Annotated in this window: 19 protein-coding genes; 7 read left to right on the forward strand and 12 right to left on the reverse strand. The window is 71.1% G+C overall.

Annotated elements, in window-relative coordinates:
- The 3 genes from ON38_RS17885 to ON38_RS17895 all read right to left on the reverse strand — a co-directional run.
- Positions 1–537: serine/threonine-protein kinase (locus ON38_RS17885; protein ID WP_245564091.1), on the reverse strand; the 537-nt coding region annotated here is incomplete at its 3' end.
- Between the two features lie 64 nt (positions 538–601).
- On the reverse strand, positions 602–1291 hold the full coding sequence (locus ON38_RS17890) for a response regulator transcription factor (protein ID WP_174372432.1): 690 nt from the start codon (positions 1289–1291) through the stop codon (positions 602–604).
- A gap of 175 nt (positions 1292–1466) precedes the next feature.
- Positions 1467–2915 carry a sensor histidine kinase gene (locus ON38_RS17895; protein WP_245564092.1) on the reverse strand — a complete coding sequence of 483 codons (1449 nt, stop codon included), beginning with the start codon at positions 2913–2915 and terminating at the stop codon, positions 1467–1469.
- Positions 2916–3107: 192 nt separating this feature from the next.
- On the opposite strand from ON38_RS17895, the gene ON38_RS17900 reads away from it, so the two are divergent.
- Complete coding sequence (locus tag ON38_RS17900; protein WP_039825977.1) at positions 3108–3413, forward strand: hypothetical protein; 306 nt, start codon at positions 3108–3110, stop codon at positions 3411–3413.
- Positions 3414–3432: 19 nt separating this feature from the next.
- On the opposite strand, the gene ON38_RS37550 is transcribed toward ON38_RS17900, so the two are convergent.
- From ON38_RS37550 to ON38_RS17915, 3 genes are all read right to left on the reverse strand, one after another.
- Positions 3433–5526, reverse strand: a complete 2094-nt coding sequence (locus ON38_RS37550; RefSeq protein ID WP_083872774.1) for a serine/threonine-protein kinase — start codon at positions 5524–5526, stop codon at positions 3433–3435.
- A 110-nt stretch (positions 5527–5636) separates the two neighbouring features.
- A complete protein-coding gene (locus ON38_RS17910) occupies positions 5637–6299 on the reverse strand; it encodes a response regulator (protein WP_039825978.1) in 663 nt (220 codons plus the stop codon).
- A gap of 121 nt (positions 6300–6420) precedes the next feature.
- Positions 6421–7662 (reverse strand): sensor histidine kinase, encoded by a 1242-nt coding sequence (locus ON38_RS17915; RefSeq protein WP_039825980.1) that lies wholly within the window; start codon positions 7660–7662, stop codon positions 6421–6423.
- A gap of 166 nt (positions 7663–7828) precedes the next feature.
- On the opposite strand from ON38_RS17915, the gene ON38_RS17920 reads away from it, so the two are divergent.
- The 4 genes from ON38_RS17920 (at position 7829) to ON38_RS17935 (ending at position 12103) form a co-directional block, all read left to right on the forward strand.
- Positions 7829–8563, forward strand: coding sequence for a hypothetical protein (locus ON38_RS17920; RefSeq protein ID WP_157181802.1), 735 nt, complete (start codon positions 7829–7831; stop codon positions 8561–8563).
- Between the two features lie 452 nt (positions 8564–9015).
- Complete coding sequence (locus tag ON38_RS17925; RefSeq protein ID WP_245564093.1) at positions 9016–10557, forward strand: alpha/beta-hydrolase family protein; 1542 nt, start codon at positions 9016–9018, stop codon at positions 10555–10557.
- Between the two features lie 128 nt (positions 10558–10685).
- Entirely contained in the window at positions 10686–11618 is a 933-nt protein-coding gene (locus ON38_RS34220) for a hypothetical protein (RefSeq protein ID WP_051164916.1), read from the forward strand.
- A gap of 41 nt (positions 11619–11659) precedes the next feature.
- The gene (locus ON38_RS17935) at positions 11660–12103 is read left to right on the forward strand and encodes an SRPBCC domain-containing protein (protein WP_039825981.1); all 444 of its coding nucleotides are present in this window, start codon (positions 11660–11662) and stop codon (positions 12101–12103) included.
- Between the two features lie 232 nt (positions 12104–12335).
- On the opposite strand, the gene gatA is transcribed toward ON38_RS17935, so the two are convergent.
- Together gatA and gatC are read right to left on the reverse strand one after the other, a co-directional pair.
- Positions 12336–13814, reverse strand: coding sequence for an Asp-tRNA(Asn)/Glu-tRNA(Gln) amidotransferase subunit GatA (gene gatA, locus ON38_RS17940; RefSeq protein ID WP_039825982.1), 1479 nt, complete (start codon positions 13812–13814; stop codon positions 12336–12338).
- On the reverse strand, positions 13811–14110 hold the full coding sequence (gene gatC, locus ON38_RS17945) for an Asp-tRNA(Asn)/Glu-tRNA(Gln) amidotransferase subunit GatC (RefSeq protein WP_039825983.1): 300 nt from the start codon (positions 14108–14110) through the stop codon (positions 13811–13813). The genes gatA and gatC overlap by 4 nt, the downstream gene beginning before the upstream one ends.
- Before the next feature lie 280 nt (positions 14111–14390).
- On the opposite strand from gatC, the gene ON38_RS17950 reads away from it, so the two are divergent.
- Positions 14391–15041, forward strand: a complete 651-nt coding sequence (locus tag ON38_RS17950) for an ACT domain-containing protein (protein ID WP_039825984.1) — start codon at positions 14391–14393, stop codon at positions 15039–15041.
- Positions 15042–15056: 15 nt separating this feature from the next.
- Here the strand turns inward: ON38_RS17950 and ON38_RS17955 are convergent, their stop codons facing one another.
- Positions 15057–15392 carry a hypothetical protein gene (locus tag ON38_RS17955; RefSeq protein WP_039825985.1) on the reverse strand — a complete coding sequence of 112 codons (336 nt, stop codon included), beginning with the start codon at positions 15390–15392 and terminating at the stop codon, positions 15057–15059.
- 471 nt (positions 15393–15863) lie between these two features.
- Here ON38_RS17955 and ON38_RS17960 point away from each other — a divergent pair, with 471 nt between their 5' ends.
- A complete protein-coding gene (locus ON38_RS17960) occupies positions 15864–16067 on the forward strand; it encodes a hypothetical protein (RefSeq protein ID WP_039825986.1) in 204 nt (67 codons plus the stop codon).
- Between the two features lie 37 nt (positions 16068–16104).
- On the opposite strand, the gene ON38_RS17965 is transcribed toward ON38_RS17960, so the two are convergent.
- The 3 genes from ON38_RS17965 to ON38_RS17975 form a co-directional block, all read right to left on the reverse strand.
- Positions 16105–17352, reverse strand: a complete 1248-nt coding sequence (locus ON38_RS17965) for an AAA family ATPase (RefSeq protein ID WP_039825987.1) — start codon at positions 17350–17352, stop codon at positions 16105–16107.
- 72 nt (positions 17353–17424) lie between these two features.
- Entirely contained in the window at positions 17425–19548 is a 2124-nt protein-coding gene (ligA, locus tag ON38_RS17970) for an NAD-dependent DNA ligase LigA (RefSeq protein WP_039825995.1), read from the reverse strand.
- Between the two features lie 146 nt (positions 19549–19694).
- Positions 19695–20554, reverse strand: an 860-nt coding sequence (locus ON38_RS17975) for a methionine synthase (protein ID WP_039825988.1), incomplete at its 5' end; no start/stop codon positions are given.

Below are 20554 nucleotides of genomic sequence, written 5' to 3' on the forward strand. Positions count from 1 at the left end.
CGTATAGGAACCGATCGCCACGCCCGCCCGTGTCACGCCGGTATCACTCTCGTGGCGGGCGATCCCGAAATCGGCCAGATAGGCGAAGTCGGCCGAGGTGACGAGAATATTCGCCGGTTTCACATCGCGATGCACCAGACCGGCCTCGTGCGCGGCGTCCAGCGCGGCGGCGATCTGCTCGATGACGGCGACCGCGCGCTGTGGGCTCAGCGGCCCGTCCGCCTGTAGCAGTGCCCGCAGGTCGGTGCCCTGGACCAGACGCATATCGATGAATAGGCGGCCCTCGATCACACCCCAGTCGTGGATCGGGATGATGTGCGGTTCGGCGAGGCGGGCCGCGGCCTGAGATTCGCGGCGGAAGCGGATCTGGTACTCGGGGTCCCCGGCGAGCGCGTCGGAGAGCAGTTTGAGCGCGACGACCCGTTCCTTCACGGTGTCGTAGGCCTCATAGACCTCGCCCATCCCGCCCGTGCCCAGCAGTGAGCGCAGCTCGTAGGGACCGAACCACCTACCGACTTCGGAGCCAGGCGCCTGCACCCGTCCATCCTCTCCACACGCGGGCACCGTCTCAGCCGGCCGCGGATCGCACCCGGGCTGCCCGTCAGACCCTGGATTGTCCCGGGGAGACCACACCGTGGTCAAACGCGTAGACGATGGCCGCCGCGCGGTCGCGCACACCCAGCTTCCCGAAGATATGACCCACATGGGATTTCACCGTCACCTCGGAGATTCCGAGCGCGTGCGCGATCTCACTGTTGGTCCGGCCGCGGCCGATCAGGGCCAGGACCTCGCGTTCCCGGGAGGTCAGTTCGACGGCTGCCGCGGGCGCGGCCGGAGCGGCGGCGGTACTGCGGTAGGTGGACAGCACCCGCCCGGTGACCGCGGGGTCGAGCCAGGCCCCGCCGGCGGCGACGGTGCGGACGGCACGGATCAGATCCTCGGCGGGGGAATCCTTGAGCAGGAACCCGGCCGCGCCCGCGCGCAGCGCGCCCGACAGCAGCTGGTCGTCGTCGAAGGTGGTGAGCACGAGTACCGGGGGCCGGGGAGCGCGGGCGCGCAGCATCCGGGTGGCCTCGATACCGCCGACCCGTTTCATCCGCAGATCCATCAGCACGATATCGGGGCTGTGCGCGGCCACCGCGGCGAGCACCTCGTCACCGTCGGCGCATTCGCTGATCCGGAAACCGTCACGCCGGCGCAGGATGCGCCGCAGCCCGCCGCGGACGAGTTCCTGATCATCGGCGATCAGCACCTCGACCGCCGGCGGGTCGGTGTCGGCAGCCCTGGTCATGATTTCTCCTCCGGATCGGGATACGGTCCGCGGAGGCCGTGGTGGACCATCGCGCCTCCCCTGGGTCCGCGGTCGCCGGCAGTGGTGGATCCGCGTGCGGTCGACCGGTCGTGATCGGTGCCGGGCCGCCGTGGCGTCCGGGCCGGGCACGGCCGCCGGATCCGGCTGCGGCCCCTCATGCCGGACGCGGTTCGTCGCCGGGGCCCGGTTCGTGGTCGGCGATGATCTCCGAGATCGGGCAGCGCAGCCTGTCCCGGCTCGGGGCCGCGGCACGCGCGGGACTCTCGTCCAGCGGGAACTCCGCACGCACGAGCCACCCGCCGGCCTCCGGTCCGACCCGGATACGGCCGCCCAGCCCGTCGGACCGGTGCCGCATTCCGGCGACCCCCGTCCCCCGGCCGAGTTGCGGGGGCAGACCGCGCGGAATCGTATTGTGGACGCGCACGACGGCCGCGCCGCCGGCCACGGCCACGCTCAACTCCACCTCCGCACCCGGGGCGTGCTTGGCGATATTGGCCAGCGATTCCTGACAGATGCGGTAGAGCGCCAGCCCGACCGCCGCCGAGACCCCGTCCAGGTCGCCGGTGAAACGCCGGGTCACCGTCAGGCCGGCGTTGGCGAAGTCGTCGACGAGGGTGGGGATATCGCCGGCCCCCGGTTCGACCCCGGCCGCCGACGGCACCGAATCCAGCAGGCCGACCGTGCGCCGGATATCGGCCATGGCCTGACGACCCAATCGTTCGGCGTCGACGAGCGCGTCGGCCGCCTCGTCCACATCGCGGTCGGAGGTCAGCGCGTGCCGGGCGGCCGTCACGTGCAGCAGGGTCACGGTGAGCGAGTGGGCGATGACATCGTGTACTTCGCGCGCGATCCGGTTGCGTTCGGCGGCCGCCGCCTGCGCGGCCCGCGCGCTCTGGTTCTCCCGTTCCTGGTACAGGAACAGCCGCTGATACTGCAGCATCACTCCCACCAGCCAGCCGAGCAGGATGCCGAGCGCGTACATGGGGAAGCCGGTCCGCAGCGAGTCGTCACCCCACAGGGCCTGCCCGACGAACGCGAAGGCGAGCAGTTCGGCCGCGGCGAGGACGGCCAGCAAGACGCTCAGCCGCTTCGGTGCGATCGCCGCGATCTCGGCGATCCCGACCATCAGCACGAAGGGCGCGAAATCGGACTCCACCGGCTGGACGAAGAACAGCGCCGCCGCGATCATCGTGGCCGTGAACAGCGGCAGCGGCCGCGGCACGATCCCGAACAGCACGTAGACCGGGCCGGAGGCGAAGAGCAGCACCAGCGCGATCAAAGGCAGCGCGGTCGGGAAATACTCGTGGCGTTGCAGGCAGGCGACGGCGCCGATGACGAAGAACGCCAGGTCGGTGAACAGCACGACCTTGGGCGGGTAGTCGAAGGGCAGTTCGCGCAGCGGGTAGGGGGCTCCCGGGAGCAATTTCCCCAGTAACGCGCCCAGCCGGCGGCCGCCGCGCACCCACCATCCGGGCCGGGCCGCGCGGCCCGGATCCGGGTCCGTCACGGCCGGTCGGTCCGGGGCGGACGGATCGGCTCCACCGCCCACCGGCCGCGCGCGGTCCCCCGCGGCGGCAGCCGGTGTGAGGCGGCTCTCAGTCACCTGTCCAGGGTAAACACCCGCGTCGGCGCTCGGCATCCTGCTACGGCCGGTCCCCGGCTCCGACCACGGTAGGACAGCGATTCACGTCCCCGGCACGACGATTTTCCGGTGCCGGATTCCTAGCGTGGAACACGAGCTCGCCGCACCACCAGGCCGGCGAACACCAGGCCCCCGACCGAAAGGGCTCGGATCATGTCTTGGGAAGATCAGCACCTGCGCACCGAGATCCTGCACACCGTCCTCGACCGCGCCGCCCACGATCCGGCGCGAGCGGACCTCTTCGACGACATCCCGCACCTCGACCGGCTGTTCGGCGGACCGCGGGGAGTACTCGCGGCACTACGCTATCGGTGGAACATTCACGTGGACGCCAAACTGGAGCTCGACCCGGGCCGCTGCTGGACCGCCGAGGAGGCCCGGCGGGAACTGGCGGCCGAACAACCCGTGCTCTACGCGGTGCTCGACGCGCGCACCGCGTCACCCGTGCCGGTGTCCTGACCGGGCCGCGCGGTGGCGCTCACAGTGGGGCCTTCGACCACCACCGGTCGATATCGCCGCGGGCCTGTGCCCCCCAGTAGCGGACGAACAACAGCGAATTGCTGCGCGGCGAATCGGTCCTGGCGCCGAAGCCGACCACCATGTTCGCGGTGGACCGGCCCCGATCGCCGGGCTCCTCCCACAGATGGGCGGTATAGGGCTCCCCGCTCTTGGCGCCGGAGACGGAGTCGTGCGGCGGCAAGCTCTCGATCACCTCCATGGTGTCCTCGGCGTCCGGGTAGGTGATGATCGTGTAGTCGAGCCGGGTGGCCTCCAGCGAGCGCTGGCGGCAGTCCCAGATCGAGTCCCACGGGCGGGTTTCCAGCACTTTGTCGAATACCGGGACGACTTCGAGGATCGGAATCTGCTCCCCGGGCTCGTATTGACTGCACAGCGCGTCCTGATATCCGAAACCGTCCAGCTCCGATCCCTGCGGCAGCAGCGTGGGGAACAGCCGCCGGGTGCGGTCGCCCGGCTCGGTCCCCGGCGACTGGCCGGTCTCGGATTCGCCCGGACCGGTGGTACCGGCCGGACCCCGTTCCATCGTGGAGGGTTGGGCCGCGGCCGGCGCACCCTCGGAATCGGAATCGTCGCTGCCCAGGACCACCAGCACAGCCGCCACGATCACGGCCAGCACGATGAGCGGGATGAGAACGGCCACGGCGATCCACGGCGTCCGGCTGCGCCGTCGCGCGGCCGGAGCGGGAGGGTAGCCGTGGTGGTACTGCCCGGGCGCCGGCGGCCGGGGCACGGCCTGCACGGGTATCCCCCCGGTGTGCTCGACCCCCACGCTCTGCGGCGCGGCGGCGGGACCGGTGTGTTCCACAGCCGTCCCGGGGCGCGCTCCCGGGCCCGGCGGTGGCACGACCGGCTGGGCGCCGGTGTGTTCGACATCCCCCGATCGCACCGGCCCACCAGCCTGGGCGACCATCGCAGCGCCGGTGCGCTCCACGGCGGACCCCGGCCCACCGGTTGGACTGCCGGGCGGCAGCGCGCCACCGGTGCGGGCGGCCGGCCCGCCCGGATATCCGGTCTCGCCGTAGCCGCTGGGCGCTCCCGCGACCGCACCGGCCGGTCCCGCGTGCACACCCGCTGGTCCCCCGGGTGCACCCGGGGGACCCCCGACCGTAGCGGGTGATCCCGGCGGCACCGGCGCGGCCGGATATCCGCCCGCCGCACCGGGATACACCGTCCCCGGGCCGCTCGCCTCGGTGGGCGGCACGTAGGTCTGCGTGGGCGCCGGGGCGGTGAGCGCCTGTTCGGCGGCCCGCGCGAACTCGACACAGGTCCGGTATCGGTGCCCGGGGTGTTTTGCCATCGCCTTCGCCAGCACCGGATCCAATCCCGGCGGCAGGCCCGGTCGTTTCACCGCGAGCGGCGGCGCGGCGAGTTGCAGATTGCCGTGGATGATGTCGGCGGGGTTGGGGGAATCGAACGGCGCCATCCCGGTGAGCAGCCAGTACAGCGCGCAGGCCAGTGAGTACTGGTCCGATCTGCCGTCCATGTCGCCGCCGGTCATCTGTTCCGGTGAGGCGAAGGCGAGGGTGGCGGTGAACATACCGGTCTGGGTCAGCCGCACCGTTTCCGCGCGTAATCGGGCCAATCCGAAGTCGGTGAGGAAAACGCGTTCGCCCTGCCCGGGATTGGCCCGGGCGAGCAGGATATTGGACGGTTTCACATCGCGGTGCAGAACCCCCATACCGTGCGCGTAGTCCAGCGCGTCGGCGACGCCGGCGACGATCTGTACCGCCTTCTCCGGGGGCAGGGCAAGCGGGTTGACCGTACCGGCGTCGGCGCCGTCGATGTACTGCATGCACATCCACAGGTGCTCGCCCTCGACGCCGCGGTCGTAGACCGTGACGATGCTCGGATGGTCGAGCGCGGCGGCGAGATCGGCTTCCCGCTCGAACCGGGTGCGGATCGCGGCGTCGGCGAACAGTTCCGGTTTGAGCAGCTTCAACGCGGTCTGTTTCCCGAGCCGGGGATGCCGGGCCAGATATACGGCGCCCATTCCGCCTTCGCCGAGCAACCGCTCGACGGTGAACCCGGCGAACACGTCACCGTTGTTGAGCAACACGACCCCCTTCAGGCGACCGACAGACTGGTGAGCCTACCGGGCACAGCGCGCCGTTTCCCCCGTGACAACGGGAATCGGGGCACTTCATGGAATACCTGACAGTCCGTTCAGCCGGGGGTGACCAACCCGGATTCGTAGGCCAGCACCACGGCCTGCGCGCGGTCGCGCAAATCCAATTTGGTGAAGACCTTGGACACATGTGTTTTGACGGTCTGCTCGGCGATGAACAGCGCAGTGGCGATTTCGGTATTCGACATACCGCGGGCGACGAGTTCCAATATCTCCCGCTCGCGGGGAGTCAGTGACGCCAGCGCCGGGGCCGGGGCGCGCCGGGCCGCGCGGCGGGTCGTCACTTCCGCGATGAGCCGCCGGGTGACGGTCGGCGCGAGCAGCGCCTCCCCGGCGGCGACCACCCGTACCGCCCGCACCAATTCCTCGGCCGGGGCGTCCTTGAGCAGGAACCCGCTGGCGCCGATCCCGAGGGCCTCGTACACGTAGTCGTCGATATCGAAGGTGGTGAGCATGAGTACGCGCACCGGCGGATCGAATCCGGCCCCCAGAATCGAGCGGGCCGCGTCGAGCCCGTTCATCTCCGGCATACGCACATCCATCAGCACCACATCGGGTCGCAACCGCGCCGATTCGGCGACCGCCACTTTTCCGTTGGGCGCGTCGCCGACGACACTGATATCGGGCTGGGCGGCGAGCAATGCTCCGAATCCCTGCCGCACCATGGCCTGATCGTCGGCGATCAACACGGTTATTGCCACGGGCCCAGCTTAATTCCCGGACGAAACCGGCGTGCGCCGAGCATCCGGCGGCGCAGACTGCCGGAGACGGTATCGCCCGCGCCGTGATCCGGGCGGCCGGGTCGGCACCGGAACATCCGGGTCAGTGCGCGCCCGACGGTGCGGCCGCGGGCAACGCGAACTCGGCGGCGGGGGTGATCGGCAACCGGGCGTGGACCCGGAATCCGCCGTCCGCGGTGGGTTCCGCGTCGAGCCGGCCGCCGACGGCGAGCGCGCGGGCCTGCATACCCGGGATACCGTGTCCACCCGAACCGCCGCCGGGGGCATCGCCGCCCGGGCCGTTGACCACGGTGAGATCGACCTCCCCCGTGCAGGCGACCGTCACCCGCACCGGGGCGCCCGGAGCGTGCCGGCCGGCATTGGCCAGCGACTCCTGGACGATGCGGTACAGCGCGGACCCGACGGTATCCGGGATCGCGGCCGGGGTCCCGTCGATCGACCAGGTGAGATCCACGCCGGCCCGGGCCGCACCGACGAACAGCGCTTCCAGATCGGCGGCGGTCGGCTGCGGCGCGTGCTCGGCGAGCTGCCCGTCGCTGCGCAGCACCCCGAGCAGACCGCGGATCTCGTTCAGCGCCTCGCGGGCGGTGGCACCGATCGATTCGAACTCCGCGCGGGCCGCGTCGTTCACACCCTCAACCCGGTAGGGCGCGGTCTGCGCCTGTACGACCACGAGCGACATATGGTGGGCCACCACATCGTGCAGGTCGCGGGCGATCCGTGCCTTCTCCTCCAGGATCGTGCGGCGCGCCCGTTCCAGATCGCTGAGTTCGGTCTGCCTGCTCAGCTCCGACCGAGAGCGGATCAGCGAACGCACCAGCAGCGCGACGAACACCAGACCGCCCAGCGATACCGGCCACGCCCACGGATCGGCGTCGATCCCCTCGGCCGACAGGGCGGCGCCCAGCAGCAGCGAAGTAGCCCCCCACACCACCGCGACCAGTTGCAGGGGCGAGCGCAGAGCCACCGCGAACACCAGGAAGTACAGCGCGACAATATGAACGACCTGGACCGGGATCTCCTGCCCCGGCAGGTTCGGCACGGCCAACGCGATGAACAGCGCCGAACCCGCCGATACCGCCCAGCCCAACAGGGCGTTCCTGCTCATCAGCAGCACCGGTAGCGCGGCCAGCGCGGCGATCAGCGGTGCGAGCGGCGCGGGCACCTCATGGGTGAGGTGCAGGGTGGGCCACGCCACCGAGAACAGCACCACTGCCGTCAGGACCGAGGCGGCGTCGAGCCACCAGCGCAGTCCCAGGCCGACGATCAGACCCCACAGGCCCCGCCGCCGGCGCGCCGGCACCGCGATGCTCGTTTCGTTCATTCCCCCGACACTAGGAACTCCGGCCCCGGCGCACCTCATACCGTGGGGTGAATTCCGCCCGGTACACCGGGGGCAGCCCCCTACCGGCGTAGGTTCCCGGACCGGCGCGCAAACCCCACCCGAGCGGGACGGCCGCGACCGTCTCCCGTTCATAACGTCCTCGGCCATGGCTGTCTCGAACATTGCCGTGCGCCACCCGGCCCGGCCCTCCCCGCAGACCGTGCGACGCGCGGTGACCGCCGCGGCCGGATGCGCGGCGGTGGTATCGCTGCTGTCGGCGCCCGCGGCCGATGCTGCCGGGCCGTCGCCCCGGCCGGCCGCCGCGGCAGCGGTCCGGGCGCTGACCACGCCGGGAACGGTCGCCGCGATACCCGCCGATTTCCGCGCGGTCGCCGGATACGCCCCGGCGCGGGTCGACGGGATGCTGGTCGCGCCGCACGGATCGTGTTCCTCCCCGGTCCCGCTGCCCGCGGAGTTCGATACCGCCTGCAAGGCCCACGACCTCGGCTACGACCTGCTGCGTTACGCCGACCGCACCGGCGCCCCGCTCGGCCCCTGGGCCCGGCGGGAGCTGGACCGGGCCCTCGCCGAACGGATGCACGCCGCGTGCGCGCAGCGGCCCGGGCAGTTGCCGCGCGCCCGCTGCGCCGCGATGGCCGAGGTCGCCGCGATCGCGGTGGATCTCAATTCGATGCGGCAGGACTACGGCGTACCGGTCGTGGAGGACTTCCCCCTCGCCGACACCGTCACCGACCGGCTGCCACGGCTCTGCGGCCTACTCCTGATCGTGCTCGCGGTGCTGTTCCTGAGCCGCCCGGTCGCCGCGCCGTTGCTCCCGGCAGCCGGACCCGGCCGGCCGATCCACTCCCACCACGCCGTCACCGGGGGTTCCCATGTCTGATACGACCGCAGCCGTACCCGTCCCGGCACCGTCGCACGCGCGGCGAGGCGCCGGCCGGCCCGGCCCTCCCGGCGGCCCCGCGACCTCGGCGCCACAACGGGCTAGCCGAAGGTGTTCCACCGTCCGCGCAGCATCGGCTCTACCCCGACGAAGTCCCGGCTCCTCCACAGTCGCGGCCCACCGATCCGCCGGACAACGGCTTGGCACGCCCATACTGCCGACCCACCGACCCGACGGCCGACATCCCGGCACCCCCACACTCCCGACCCACCGACCCGACGGCCGACATCCCGGCACCCCCACACTCCCGACCCACCGACCCGACGGCCGACATCCCGGCACCCCCACACTCCCGACCCACCGACCCGACGGCCGACATCCCGGCACCCCCACAACCGCGCACCGGCCTCCCCGGTGGCCCGGGAATCCCACAGTCCCGACCGCGCACCGGCGTGCCCGACAACGGCCAGGCATCGTCGCGGTCCCGGCTCCGCACCGACCCACCCGCCGGCCGGCCACTCCCCCGCACCGACCTATCCGACGACGTCCCGGCACTCAGGCGTCCCCGCCCCCACACCGACCCACGCGATGGTTTCCCGCCGTCCTCGCGACTCCGGAGCCTGCTCGATCAGCTCCGTGCCCGGTTACCGCGACACTGGCCACCCCTCGCGACCACACTCGCCGTCGGCGTCGGGACCGCGGTCTCCCTGGCGCCCGGCCTGCTGCCGCGAACCGCCACCGCGCAGGCCGTGCTGACCGCGGTGACCGTGGTCGTGGCGCTGGGTCTCGCGCGGCTCGTCCGTCTCGCGATCCGGTACATCAAGGGGCGCACGCCGGTCGTCGCGCCGCGAACCCGGCGCCTGGTGCTCGTGGCCACGGCGGCCGGCGTCCTCGGCTCGGTGGTGTACGCCGCGCGCTGGCAGCACATACTGCGGTCGGCCATGGAGGTGGCGCCGACCGGACCGGGGTACTGGGTGGGGTGGGCGTCCGGCGCCACCCTGCTCACCGTGACGGTGGTGGCGGTGGGCCGAGGATGCGGCCGGTCGCTCCGGCGTATCGGCTGGTCCCGGGCGCTGGTGATGACGGTGGCCGCGAGCCTGCCGATGGCCCTTTTCGCGGTCCCGGCGGCGGCGAACCTGGCCGATCGCACCTTTGCCGCCGCGAACGCGACCGCCGACCCCGGCCTGGTGCGGCCGGTCGCGGTGACCCGGTCCGGAAGCGCCGAATCAATAGTGAGCTGGTCGACGCTGGGTCGCGAGGGGCAACGGTTCGTCACCGCCGGGCCGCCGGGTGCGGTCCGGGTCTACATCGGGCTCCGGTCGGCGCCGGACCTGGCGACGCGTGCCGCGCTGGCGGTCCGGGAACTGGAGCGGGCCGGCGGATTCGACCGCTCCGACCTGGTGATCGCCGTACCCACCGGATCGGGTTGGGTGGACGCGCGGGCGCTACAGGGTTTCGGCACCCGGTTCGGTGACGATATGGCGGTGGTCGCGCTGCAGTACTCCTATGCGCCGAGCTGGGCCACTTTCCTCTTCGGACGGGAGGCGGCGACGGACTCGGCGCGGGCGCTGTTCACCGCCATCGAACAGCACATCGCCACCTTGCCCGATCCACCCCGGTTGCATCTGTACGGCCAGAGCCTCGGCGCGTTCGGCGGTAGCGCGGTATTCGCGGGGGCCGCCGAGCAGAACCGCCGGGTGTGCTCGGCGCTGTGGGCCGGTATGCCCGGCGGTGGCGGTCCCGAGCCCGGTGCGCGCACCGCCGTCCTGGCCAATACCTCCGACCCGGTCGTGCACTGGTCACTCGACCTGCTGTGGCGGCCGCCGGACCTGACCGCCGCCCGCCGCGACGCGCCCACGCCGCCCTGGCTGCCCGTGGTCGGTTTCCTGCAGACCACCGCGGACCTCATGGGCGCCCTCGGCGCCCCGCCGGGGCACGGCCATCGGTACGGCACCGATCAGGGAACGGCACTGCCCGGCTGTGACCCGGCGTGACGCACTTCGAAACATCCGCGGCCCCCGTTTGCCGACCGGATGCGGGCCGCCGCCGCGCGGGCGGCGATTACCGGGTGCGGGACCTGCCGTGCGGGGCCACCGCTCCGTAACGCTTAAGGTGTCCCACCATGGCTTCACCCCGTAACGATCACCCGCGCCGGCCTCGGCGCCGGTTCCGGCGGATCTCGCTGCCGGCGTTCACCGGTGCCGCGCTGTTCGGCCTGGTGATCACCGCCGTGCCGGCGCCGACCTCCGAGGCCGTCGGTATCGACGCTTCGGTCACGGCACCCGCCGGGCTGGCAGTGGTGGATCTGACCTCGGGTGACGCGGTGGTGGACACCGTGGCGGCCATCCCCCGGGATTTCGAAACCTACTTCGGCTACCGGCCCGTTGTCCGGCAGGGCGTGCTCGTGGCGCCGGACGGCAGTTGTTCCTCGCCGGTCGAACTGCCCCCGGAATTCGATACCGCCTGTATGGCCCACGACCTCGGGTACGACCTGCTGCGGTACGCCGACCGCACCGGCGCCCCGCTCGGCCCCTGGGCCCGGCAGGCCCTGGACCGGACGTTGAGCGTCCGGTTGCATCAGGCCTGCGAAACGCATACCGAGCCGGTGGTGCGCACCCGCTGCGAGACTCTCGCCGGGATCGCGGCCACCGCGGTGGAGCTGAACTCGCGCCGGCAGCACTACGGGGTCCCGGTGGTGGAGACATTGAGCCAGGTGGCGGCCCAGGCCGCCACCGACCATCCGACCCGGCCCTGGCTGCTGCGTGCGGTCGCGCTCGGCCTGGCGACGCTGGCCGCCCTGGTCTTCGGTATCCGCCGCCTGCATCGGCGGATCCGGCGCCCGGCGATCCCCGGCGTCCGCATCCCGGTCGGGTCCGTCCGGCCCGGTCGCCCCACCGGGCTGCCGCGACCCGCGTTCACCCGCCTCCTGCTACCGGGTGCCCGATGGTTGCCCGGTCTCGTGCGTCCGCCCGCGACCGCTCCGCGCGATCCCGCCTTCCCGACCGGCGCGCACCTGTTGCCGGCCACTACGCCGCGACCCGCCCGGACCGGCTGACCACGGTTGACCCGACTTGAAACACGTTCTAATTTGGGGGCGTGCTTGTTGTGGACGACGTGGTCGAAGTGGACGCTCCCACCGAGGTGGTGTGGTCGGTGCTCACCGATTTCGACCGATACGGCGACTGGAATCCGTTCATCAGCCGCTGCCGCGCCGACCTGGCGGTGGGTGCGCCGATCGATATGACGGTCCAGCAGCTCGCCCCCCGGCCGATCCGGATGCGCGAATGGATCCGCAGCGTGGACCCGGGCCGGGCATTCAGCTACTCCATGAAACCGATTCCGCTCGGTGCGTTACGCAGCAAACGCGCGCATACGCTGACCCCGTTGCCGGACGACCGCACCCGCTACGACTCGCATTTCGAACTCGACGGCTGGCTCGCCCCGCTGGTCGGCCTGCTGTTCGGGCGCGGTTTCAAGAAGGGATTCCCCGGGATGACCACCGCGGTGCAGCGCGAAGCCGAGCGTCTGCACACCCACTGACCCGACCGTGTCCCGCCGCGGAGGCCGCGAGGGCTACCGTGCCGTCGGCCACCTCCGGACAAGACGCGCCCGCCGCCGTACGATTTTCTCGCCGGGACGCGGCGCAGCCGCATGCTGTCGCCGCACGCCGGGCGAGACCGGCCCGACCGGCAGCGACCCGGAACGCCGAGGGCGGTGACCCGTCCGGATCACCGCCCTCGGTGGATTCTCCCCGCTACCGGCGGGATCGGTATCAGGCGATATCGCCGCGGGCCGCCTCGTAGGCCGCGCCCACCCGGTACAACCGGTCGTCGGCCAGCGCCGGCGCCATGATCTGCAGACCCACCGGCATTCCGTCGTCGCTGCTCAGCCCGGACGGCACCGACATGGCCGGATGCCCGGCCAGGTTGGTGGGCAGGGTGCACAGATCGGACAGGTACATGGCCAGCGGATCGTCGACCTTCTCGCCCAGCTTCCACGGCGTGAACGGGCTGGTCGGGGACACCAGCACATCGACCTGCTCGTAGGCCTTGTCGAAATCACGCGCGATCAGCGTGCGGACCTTGAGCGCCTGGCCGTAGTAGGCGTCGTAGTAGCCCGCCGACAGGGCATAGGTGCCGATCATGATCCGGCGCTTGACCTCCGGGCCGAAACCGGCGGCGCGGGTCGCGGCCATGACCTGCTCGGCACTGTGGTGGCCGTCGTCGGACACCCGCAGGCCGTAGCGCATGGCATCGAAACGGGCCAGGTTGGAGGAGACCTCGCTGGGCAGGATCAGGTAGTAGGACGCCAGGGCGTATTCGAAATGCGGGCAGGACACCTCGACCACTTCGGCACCCAGATCCTTCAGCACGCCCACCGCGGCGTCGAAGGAGGCGAGCACACCGTGCTGGTAGCTGTCGGAGTGCAGTTCCTTCACCACGCCGATCTTCACCCCCCGCAGATCCCCCGCGGCGCCCTGCCGGGCGGCGTCGACGACGGCCGGGACCGCGACATCGCGGGAGGTCGAATCGCGCGGATCGTGTCCGGCGATCACCTCGTGCAGCAGCGCGGTGTCCAGCACCGTCCGGCCACAGGGGCCGCCCTGGTCGAGCGAGGACGCGCACGCGACGAGTCCGTACCGGGATACGGTGCCGTAGGTCGGCTTGGTCCCGACGGTCGCGGTGACCGCGGCCGGCTGCCGAATGGAGCCGCCGGTGTCGGTGCCGATGGCCAGCGGCGCCTGATAGGACGCCAGCGCCGCCGCCGAGCCACCGCCGGAACCGCCCGGGATGCGGGTGGTGTCCCACGGGTTGCGGGTCGGCCCGTAGGCGGAGTTCTCGGTGGAGGAGCCCATCGCGAACTCGTCCATGTTCGTCTTACCCAGAATCGGGATCCCGGCGGCGCGCAGCCGGGTGGTCAACGTGGCGTCGTAGGGCGCCACCCAGTTCTCGAGGATCTTGGACGCGCAGGTGGTGGGCATATCGGTCGTGGTGAACACATCCTTGAGCGCCAGCGGTACACCGGCCAGCGGCGAGGCCGGTATCTGCCCGGCGGCCAGCGCGGCGTCCACCTCGGCCGCGGCGGCGAGCGCCTGCTCTTCGGCGACGTGCAGGAAGGCGTGGTACTCCCCGTCGACCTCGGCGATCCGGTCCAGATGGGCCCGGGTCACCTCCACCGAGGAGACCTCGCCGCCGTGGATACGGCTCGCCAGGTCGGCCGCCCCGAGCCGGGTCAGTTCGCTCGCGCTCATTCGCCCTCCCCCAGGATCTGCGGAACCAGGAACCGCTGTTCCTCGGCGGCGGGTGCGCCGGACAGCGCCTGCTCCGGGGTGAGTCCGGGACGGACCTCGTCGGGACGGGTCACATTCGTCACCGGATCCGGTGACGCGGTGGCCGGGACATCGGCGGCGGCCACCTCGGAGATGGTCTGCACATGGCTGAGGATCGAATCCAGCTGCCCGGCGAACTGGTCGAGTTCGTCCTCGGACAGCGCGAGCCTGGACAGCCGGGCGAGGTGTGCGACCTCGTCGCGGGAGATGGCGGTCACCGCGAACCCCTTTCGGCGATAGTTTGGACTGCGGATCACAAGCATCGAACAGCCTAATGGTGTGGCCGGACCGGGTTGTCCGGCAGGCCGCGTGGGCCGCGGCCGCGGGTCCGCCGGCGCCGCGCCCACGTCCGAAATTTGCCCGTTTCACCCTGTTCGTCACCTGTGACCCCGGCTCCGGGCGCACAATTCGACTCGATAACCCGCGGCAATGGGTGTAAGGATGGGCAGACCGGGTATTCGTTGTAAGCCTCGGCCGCAGAAGGAAAGGGAAACGCACGTGTCATATCTGCTCCGCGTGCAACTTCCGGATCGTCCGGGAAGCCTCGGGTCGCTAGCCGTAGCATTGGGAACGGTCGGCGCCGATATCCTTTCCCTGGACGTGGTGGAGCGTGGTGCCGGCTACGCGGTCGACGATCTCGTGGTCGAGATCGCCCCCAACGCCCTGCCCGATACGCTCATCACCGCCGCGGAATCGCTCGGCGATGTGCGCGTCGATTCCATCCGCCCCTACTCCGGCGTGCTCGACACCCATCGTGAGCTCGAACTGATCGACAATGTGGCCAACGCCCGCGACGATCGGCTCCAGGTGCTGGTCGACGGGGTGCCCCGGGTGCTGCGGGTCGGTTGGAGCACCGTGCTGGATATGGGCACGCACGGCGCCTACCGCGTGGTGGGCAGCCAGAGCGCGCCGCAGACCCAGGCGGCGTCGGTGCCGTGGATGCCACTGCAGAAACCGACCGCACTCGACGGTAACGCCGACTGGGTACCCGAGATCTGGCGCGATATGGACACCAAACTGGCCGCCGCGCCGCTGGGGCCCTCCAGCAAGGCGCTCCTGCTCGGCCGCCCCGGCGGGCCCGATTTCCGGCCCTCGGAGATCGCGCGGCTGGGCTACCTCGCCGGGATCGTCGCCACTGTCCTGGGCTGAAGCCCGCGGCAGGAACTATCGACCGGCGCCCGGTTCGACGACGCGCCACCGGTCCGGCCTACCCGGCGGGTAGGCGACGGTGAGCGTATCCCCGACCGCCGGCCAGTAGGCGGCGTCCCACACCATGCGCCCGTAGACCACCTTCCCCGGCTCGGACGGCCCGGACAGGTTCCCGGTGACGGTGACGAACTGCTCGCCCATCGCCTCCGGACGCGGGCTCACCCCCGTCAGGTAGAGCGACCCGACCTCCGCGTCCGCGGGCATACGTCCGCCCCGCCGCCCGCGGAACACCAGCACGAGCATTCCCACCAGTGCGGCCACCATGATCGCCAGCATCGCCAGTTCGAACACTCCACCATGCTAGGCCGCGCGGGACCCTCGCGGCCGCCGACTCCCACGGCGTCGCGATTCGGTGGCCGACGCCACTCCCGGAGAGCGCCGTACCGTCGCCCGATACGCACGGCGCCCTGTATCTCCCGTTCCGTCGGGGCGGAGCGGCTGGGGCTGGGCCTGGCCTGGCCTGGCCTGGCCTGGCCTGGCCTGGCCTGGCCTGGCCTGGCCTGGCCTGGGACCGAGGGGACCTTGCTCGCCGGCCGTGCGCCGAGACCCACTGCACCGTGACCGGTCCGCGTTCCGCAGCGGTGAACTCTTACACCCCAATGCCGCTGCGACGGCGAAAACTTCGGCCACCCGGCCCACCGGCCCTCACTTCCGCGAGACGGACGGCGCCGCGCATGAGTCGTGCGGGACGGGGTATTTCACTTCCACCGGACATGGAAGGAAGCGATCGTCATGCCGGAATCAACGATTCGAGCAGGTGCAATGGGTAGCCGGATAGCAAGCCTCGTAGTACTGGTCTGGTTCGTGGCGGGAATCGTCGCCGCGTGGCAACGGGGCTATTTCAACGATCCACCGGAGCAGTGCTCCCACTTCGCGACGCTGGCGGTGACCGTGGTGGCCGGTCCACTCAACTACGTCGGCCTCAACCCGAAGATGGGCTGCACCCTGCCGGAACCCAGCCAGTAGAGCCGAATCCCGGTCGCCGCCCCGCGGCGACCGGGATTCAGGACACCGTGAGAGTACTGGCACCGCCCGCGGCACGCCGGACGGTCCAGACACTGGTGCGGGTACGCGCGGAGCGGCCGTTGCCCCGGTCCACCAGCGCCCGGTCGCCGGTGGTGTACACCAGTTGCGCACCGCGCATATTGGTTTCCGGATTCTGGAACAGCTGCACGAGCCGATCGGTCTCCTCGACCGTCAGCTGCGCGCCGATATCATCGACCACGAGCACTTTCCCCGCATCGAGCGAGTCGAGCAGTACCGGTAGCAACCGGAGCAGGGCCCGGGTCGCCGAGGATTCCTCGGCCAGGGTGAAAACCGGCTCCACATCGGCGTGTACGAGCCGCAGGCCGACACCGTGCCGCCCGACCATCCGGGTATAGAGCGCGTCGCGGGCATTGCGCATATTGGTCAGTTCGCGGGCCAGCGCCGCGGCATTCAACCCGCTGTCCTGTTCCAGTTGCGCGGCATAGGCCGCCGAGCCGGCCGCGCGATCGGTCTGCTCGCCGAGTACGGCGATATCGGCATCGAGATCGCGCAGATAGTCGGCGTAGCCGGGATCGTTCTGGGCGATCAGCAGATCGGTGATGCCGAGGTCCGCGGACTGTAGCAGGGTCAGCAGCCGGGCGGCGTTCTCGGCGGACCGCGACAGATGCGAGCCCAGCCGCAGTTCGATCGCCGGGATATCGGCGGCACCGGCGAGCACCTCGAGCATGGTCTCGAACCATCGGTAGGCCGGGACCAGCGCCTCGGCGTACATCTGCCCCGCCAGACTCAGCAGCAGAGCGTTCGGGCGCACCAGCGGCACCAGTGCGGTGATCCCGAACCGCGCCGGCTCGAACATCGGTCCCACCCGGATCGCCTCGCCCTCGCGTTCGAAGACGATCCGCTTCCGGGACCGCGGATGGCTGTAGAGCCATTCGGCGGCGACATCGGCGGCGTCCAACCGGAAACCGTAGGTGTAGGGCACGCCCTCGGCGACGAAAACCGCCTCGAAATCGCTCGGCTGCCCGGGGAGCGCGAGATGCGGAGCCCGGACCGGGCCGGCGTAGGGGTCCCAGCCGTTCACCGAGTGCAACACCGCGTCGCGCATATGCGCCAGGGCGTCGACCAGATTGGATTTACCGGCGGCCGGGCCCCCGTACACGGCGGTCACCGGCACCGCGACCGGTGCGGCCGCGCCGCGGGTCAACCGCAATTCCTGTAGATCGGCCAGCGATTTGTGGTTGGACACCCGAAAACTGCGCAACATCCCGCCATCCTGCCGTGTATGGACCCGGTACCGCAGGAGCGGTACCGGGTCGTGTCCCGGGTCGCGCCGCCGCTACTCCGCCGATTCGGCCTCCGTCGCCGCCTCCGGCCGCACCGCGTCCGGGCCGGATTCGAGCAGCAGGCGGAAACCGTCCTCGTCCAGGATCGGCACCCCGAGTTCCTCGGCCTTGGCGGCCTTGGAACCGGGTGATTCACCGATGACGACGAAGGCCGTCTTCTTCGAGACCGACCCCGCGGCCTTGCCCCCGCGCAACAGGATCGCCTCCTTGGCGCCGTCGCGGGAGAATCCCTCCAGTGAGCCGGTCACCACGATGGACAGGCCCTCGAGCGTGCGTGGGATGGATTGGTCGCGTTCGTCGGCCATCCGCACCCCGGCGGCCCGCCACTTGTCCACGATGGCGCGGTGCCAGTCGACGGTGAACCATTCCGCGACCGCGGTGGCGATGGTCGGCCCGACGCCCTCGGCGGCCGCCAGCTCCTCCTGCGAGGCCTGTTCGATCCGTTCCAGGCTGCCGAATTCGGCTGCGAGGGCCCGCGCGGCGGTCGGCCCGACATGCCGGATGGACAGCGCGACCAGGACCCGCCACAGCGGGCGGTCCTTCGCCGCGGCCAAATTGTTCAGCAGCCGCGTGCCGTTCGCCGAGAGGCTGCCGTTCTTGTTGACGAACAGCGCGACATTGCGCAACCGATCGGCATCGAGATCGAAAAGATCACCCTCGTCGGTGATCGCGCCGGAGTTCAGCAGCGCGATCGCCGCCTCGTAGCCCAGCGCCTCGATATCGAAGGCCCCGCGACCTGCCACATGGAACACCCGTTCCCGCAACTGCGCGGGACAGGAGCGCTGATTGGGGCAGCGGATATCGGCGTCGCCCTCCTTCTCGTAGGCGAGTTCGGTCCCGCATTCGGGGCAGTGGGTGGGCATCACGAAGGGCCGCTCGTCGCCGGTACGGGCGTCCACCACCGGACCCAGCACCTCCGGGATCACGTCCCCGGCCTTCCGGATGGTGACCGTATCCCCGATCAGCACCCCCTTGCGCACGACCTCGGCCGCATTGTGCAGGGTCGCCATGGAGACCGTGGAACCGGCGATCACGACCGGCTCCATCATCGCGAACGGCGTGACCCGGCCCGTCCGGCCCACGTTGACCGCGATATTGCGCAGGGTGGTGGTGGCCTCCTCGGGCGGGTACTTGTAGGCGATCGCCCAGCGCGGCGCCCGCGAGGTGGAGCCGAGCCGCCGCTGCAACGACAGTTCGTCGACTTTCACCACCAGGCCGTCGATCTCGTGCTCGATATCGTGGCGGTGTTCGGCCCAGTAGGAGATCCGTTCGAGCACCGCGTCCACCCCCTGCACCAACCGGGTGTGCGCGGAGACCGGCAGGCCCCAGGCCGCCAGCGCGCGGTATGCCTCGTGCTGGGACCGCGGCGTGAACCCCTCGGTGCGCCCGAGCCCGTGGCAGATCATCCGCAGCCGCCGCCGCGCGGTGACCGCCGGGTCCTTCTGCCGCAGCGAACCGGCCGCGGTGTTGCGCGGGTTCGCGTACGGCGGTTTGCCCTCGGCCACGATGGCCGCGTTGAGCGTTTCGAAATCCTCCAGCCGGAAGTACACCTCACCGCGCACTTCCAGCAACTCCGGGATCGGGAACTCGGTATCGGTGTTCAGTTCGCGCGGGATGTCCTCGATGGTGCGGGCATTGAGGGTGACGTCCTCGCCCGTGCGCCCATCGCCCCGGGTCGCGCCGCGCTCCAGTTTCCCGTTGCGGTACACCAGGTTCAACGCCACCCCGTCGATCTTCACCTCGCACAGATAGTGCAGGCCCGGACCGGTTTCCTCCTCGACCCGGGCGGCCCAGGCCCGCATATCCGCTGCGGAGAACACATTGTCCAGCGACAGCATCCGCTCGAGATGATCCACCGGGGTGAAATCGGTGGCGAATCCACCGCCCACCAGCTGCGTCGGCGAATCGGGAGTGCGCAGATCGGGATGGCGGTCCTCCAGTGCCAGCAGCTGCTGGAACAACGCGTCGAATTCGCCGTCGGAGATGATCGGCGCGTCGCGTACGTAGTAGCGGAACTGATGCTCGCGCACCGTATCGGCGAGCTCCTGCCAGCGTGCCCGCTCCGCGCCGGCGGCCGGGGCGGGAGCGGCTTCGCCGGGGACATCGTCTCGTTCGATGGGGCCAACGGTGTCACTCACATCTCGCAGGGTAGTCCAGCCCACCGACACCCTCCGAGCACTGTTACCGCACGTCGCCCGGTATTCCCGGCCCCGAACGGCGCCGGCGGATCACCCGGCGACGCGCGCCCGGCACCCGATCGAGCTCACCCGGCGACGAGGGACTCCGGGTCCTGCGCGAAGGCCTTCGCGGTATCGGCGGCCAATCGCAGCGCGTCCCGGGCCCAGCTCAGTGGCGCCGCGGCCAGCCCGCACGCGGGACTCACCATCACCCGCCGCGCCAGGTCGGCGCGCGGGAAACCGAGCCGATCGACCAGCCGGGCCCCCGGTTCGGCGACCTCGCGCCAGGTCACCGCGGCCGCCGGACGTGTGGTGGGCACCAGGCCGAGAACGAGGTGTTTGCCCCGGTCCAGCGCCTCACCCAGCGCGTCCAGACCGGCGGTGCCCGATACCGTGGCCAGATCGAATCCCAGCGCGGCCGCGGAGGTCTGCCCCAGGAAGGCCAGCGGCGGCGGGCTCGCGCAACTGTGCACCACCGCGGGCACACCCGCGGCCGCCAGTACCGTTTCCAGAATCGCCAGTGCTTCCGGCTCCGGTACGGCCGCGATCGTGTTCAAAACACTCGCCCCGCGCAGCGAACCGGCCAGCACAGCGCCCAGCGACGGCTCGTCCAGTTGCAGCACCACCTCGGCCTCGAGCCGCGACCCGACCTCGGCGATATGCGCGGCCACCCCCTCGGCCAGCGATTCGGCCAGATCCCGGACCGCGCCCCGGTCGGTCAGCGCCCGGTGCCCACCGGCCAGTTCCACCTGCGCGGCGAGCGTCAGCGGCCCGGCGGCCTGCACCTTCACCGGGCGGCCGGACCCGCGCAGTCCGGCGTTCTCCCACGCCTCCTGGAGCGCGTCCAGATCGGTGCGCAGCAGATCGTTCGCCCGCCGGGAGGCCGAGCCCGGCCGGGCGGCCAGGCGGTAGCCGCGCGGAGTGGTGTCGAACCGCATGTCCACGA

Origin of the sequence: Nocardia testacea NBRC 100365, from assembly GCF_000308775.1 — a bacterium.
GTDB classification, from domain to species: Bacteria; Actinomycetota; Actinomycetes; order Mycobacteriales; family Mycobacteriaceae; genus Nocardia; species Nocardia testacea.

What these genes read in the sequence shown, in the direction of transcription:
- ON38_RS17890 (WP_174372432.1), bottom strand. Translation starts at nt 1,291, where the DNA reads ATGACCAGGGCTGCCGACACCGACCCGCCGGCGGTCGAGGTGCTGATC.
- ON38_RS17920 (WP_157181802.1), top strand. Translation starts at nt 7,829, where the DNA reads ATGGCTGTCTCGAACATTGCCGTGCGCCACCCGGCCCGGCCCTCCCCG.
- ON38_RS17965 (WP_039825987.1), bottom strand. Translation starts at nt 17,352, where the DNA reads ATGTTGCGCAGTTTTCGGGTGTCCAACCACAAATCGCTGGCCGATCTA.
- ON38_RS17915 (WP_039825980.1), bottom strand. Translation starts at nt 7,662, where the DNA reads ATGAACGAAACGAGCATCGCGGTGCCGGCGCGCCGGCGGCGGGGCCTG.
- ON38_RS17960 (WP_039825986.1), top strand. Translation starts at nt 15,864, where the DNA reads ATGGGTAGCCGGATAGCAAGCCTCGTAGTACTGGTCTGGTTCGTGGCG.
- ON38_RS34220 (WP_051164916.1), top strand. Translation starts at nt 10,686, where the DNA reads ATGGCTTCACCCCGTAACGATCACCCGCGCCGGCCTCGGCGCCGGTTC.
- ON38_RS17900 (WP_039825977.1), top strand. Translation starts at nt 3,108, where the DNA reads ATGTCTTGGGAAGATCAGCACCTGCGCACCGAGATCCTGCACACCGTC.
- gatA (WP_039825982.1), bottom strand. Translation starts at nt 13,814, where the DNA reads ATGAGCGCGAGCGAACTGACCCGGCTCGGGGCGGCCGACCTGGCGAGC.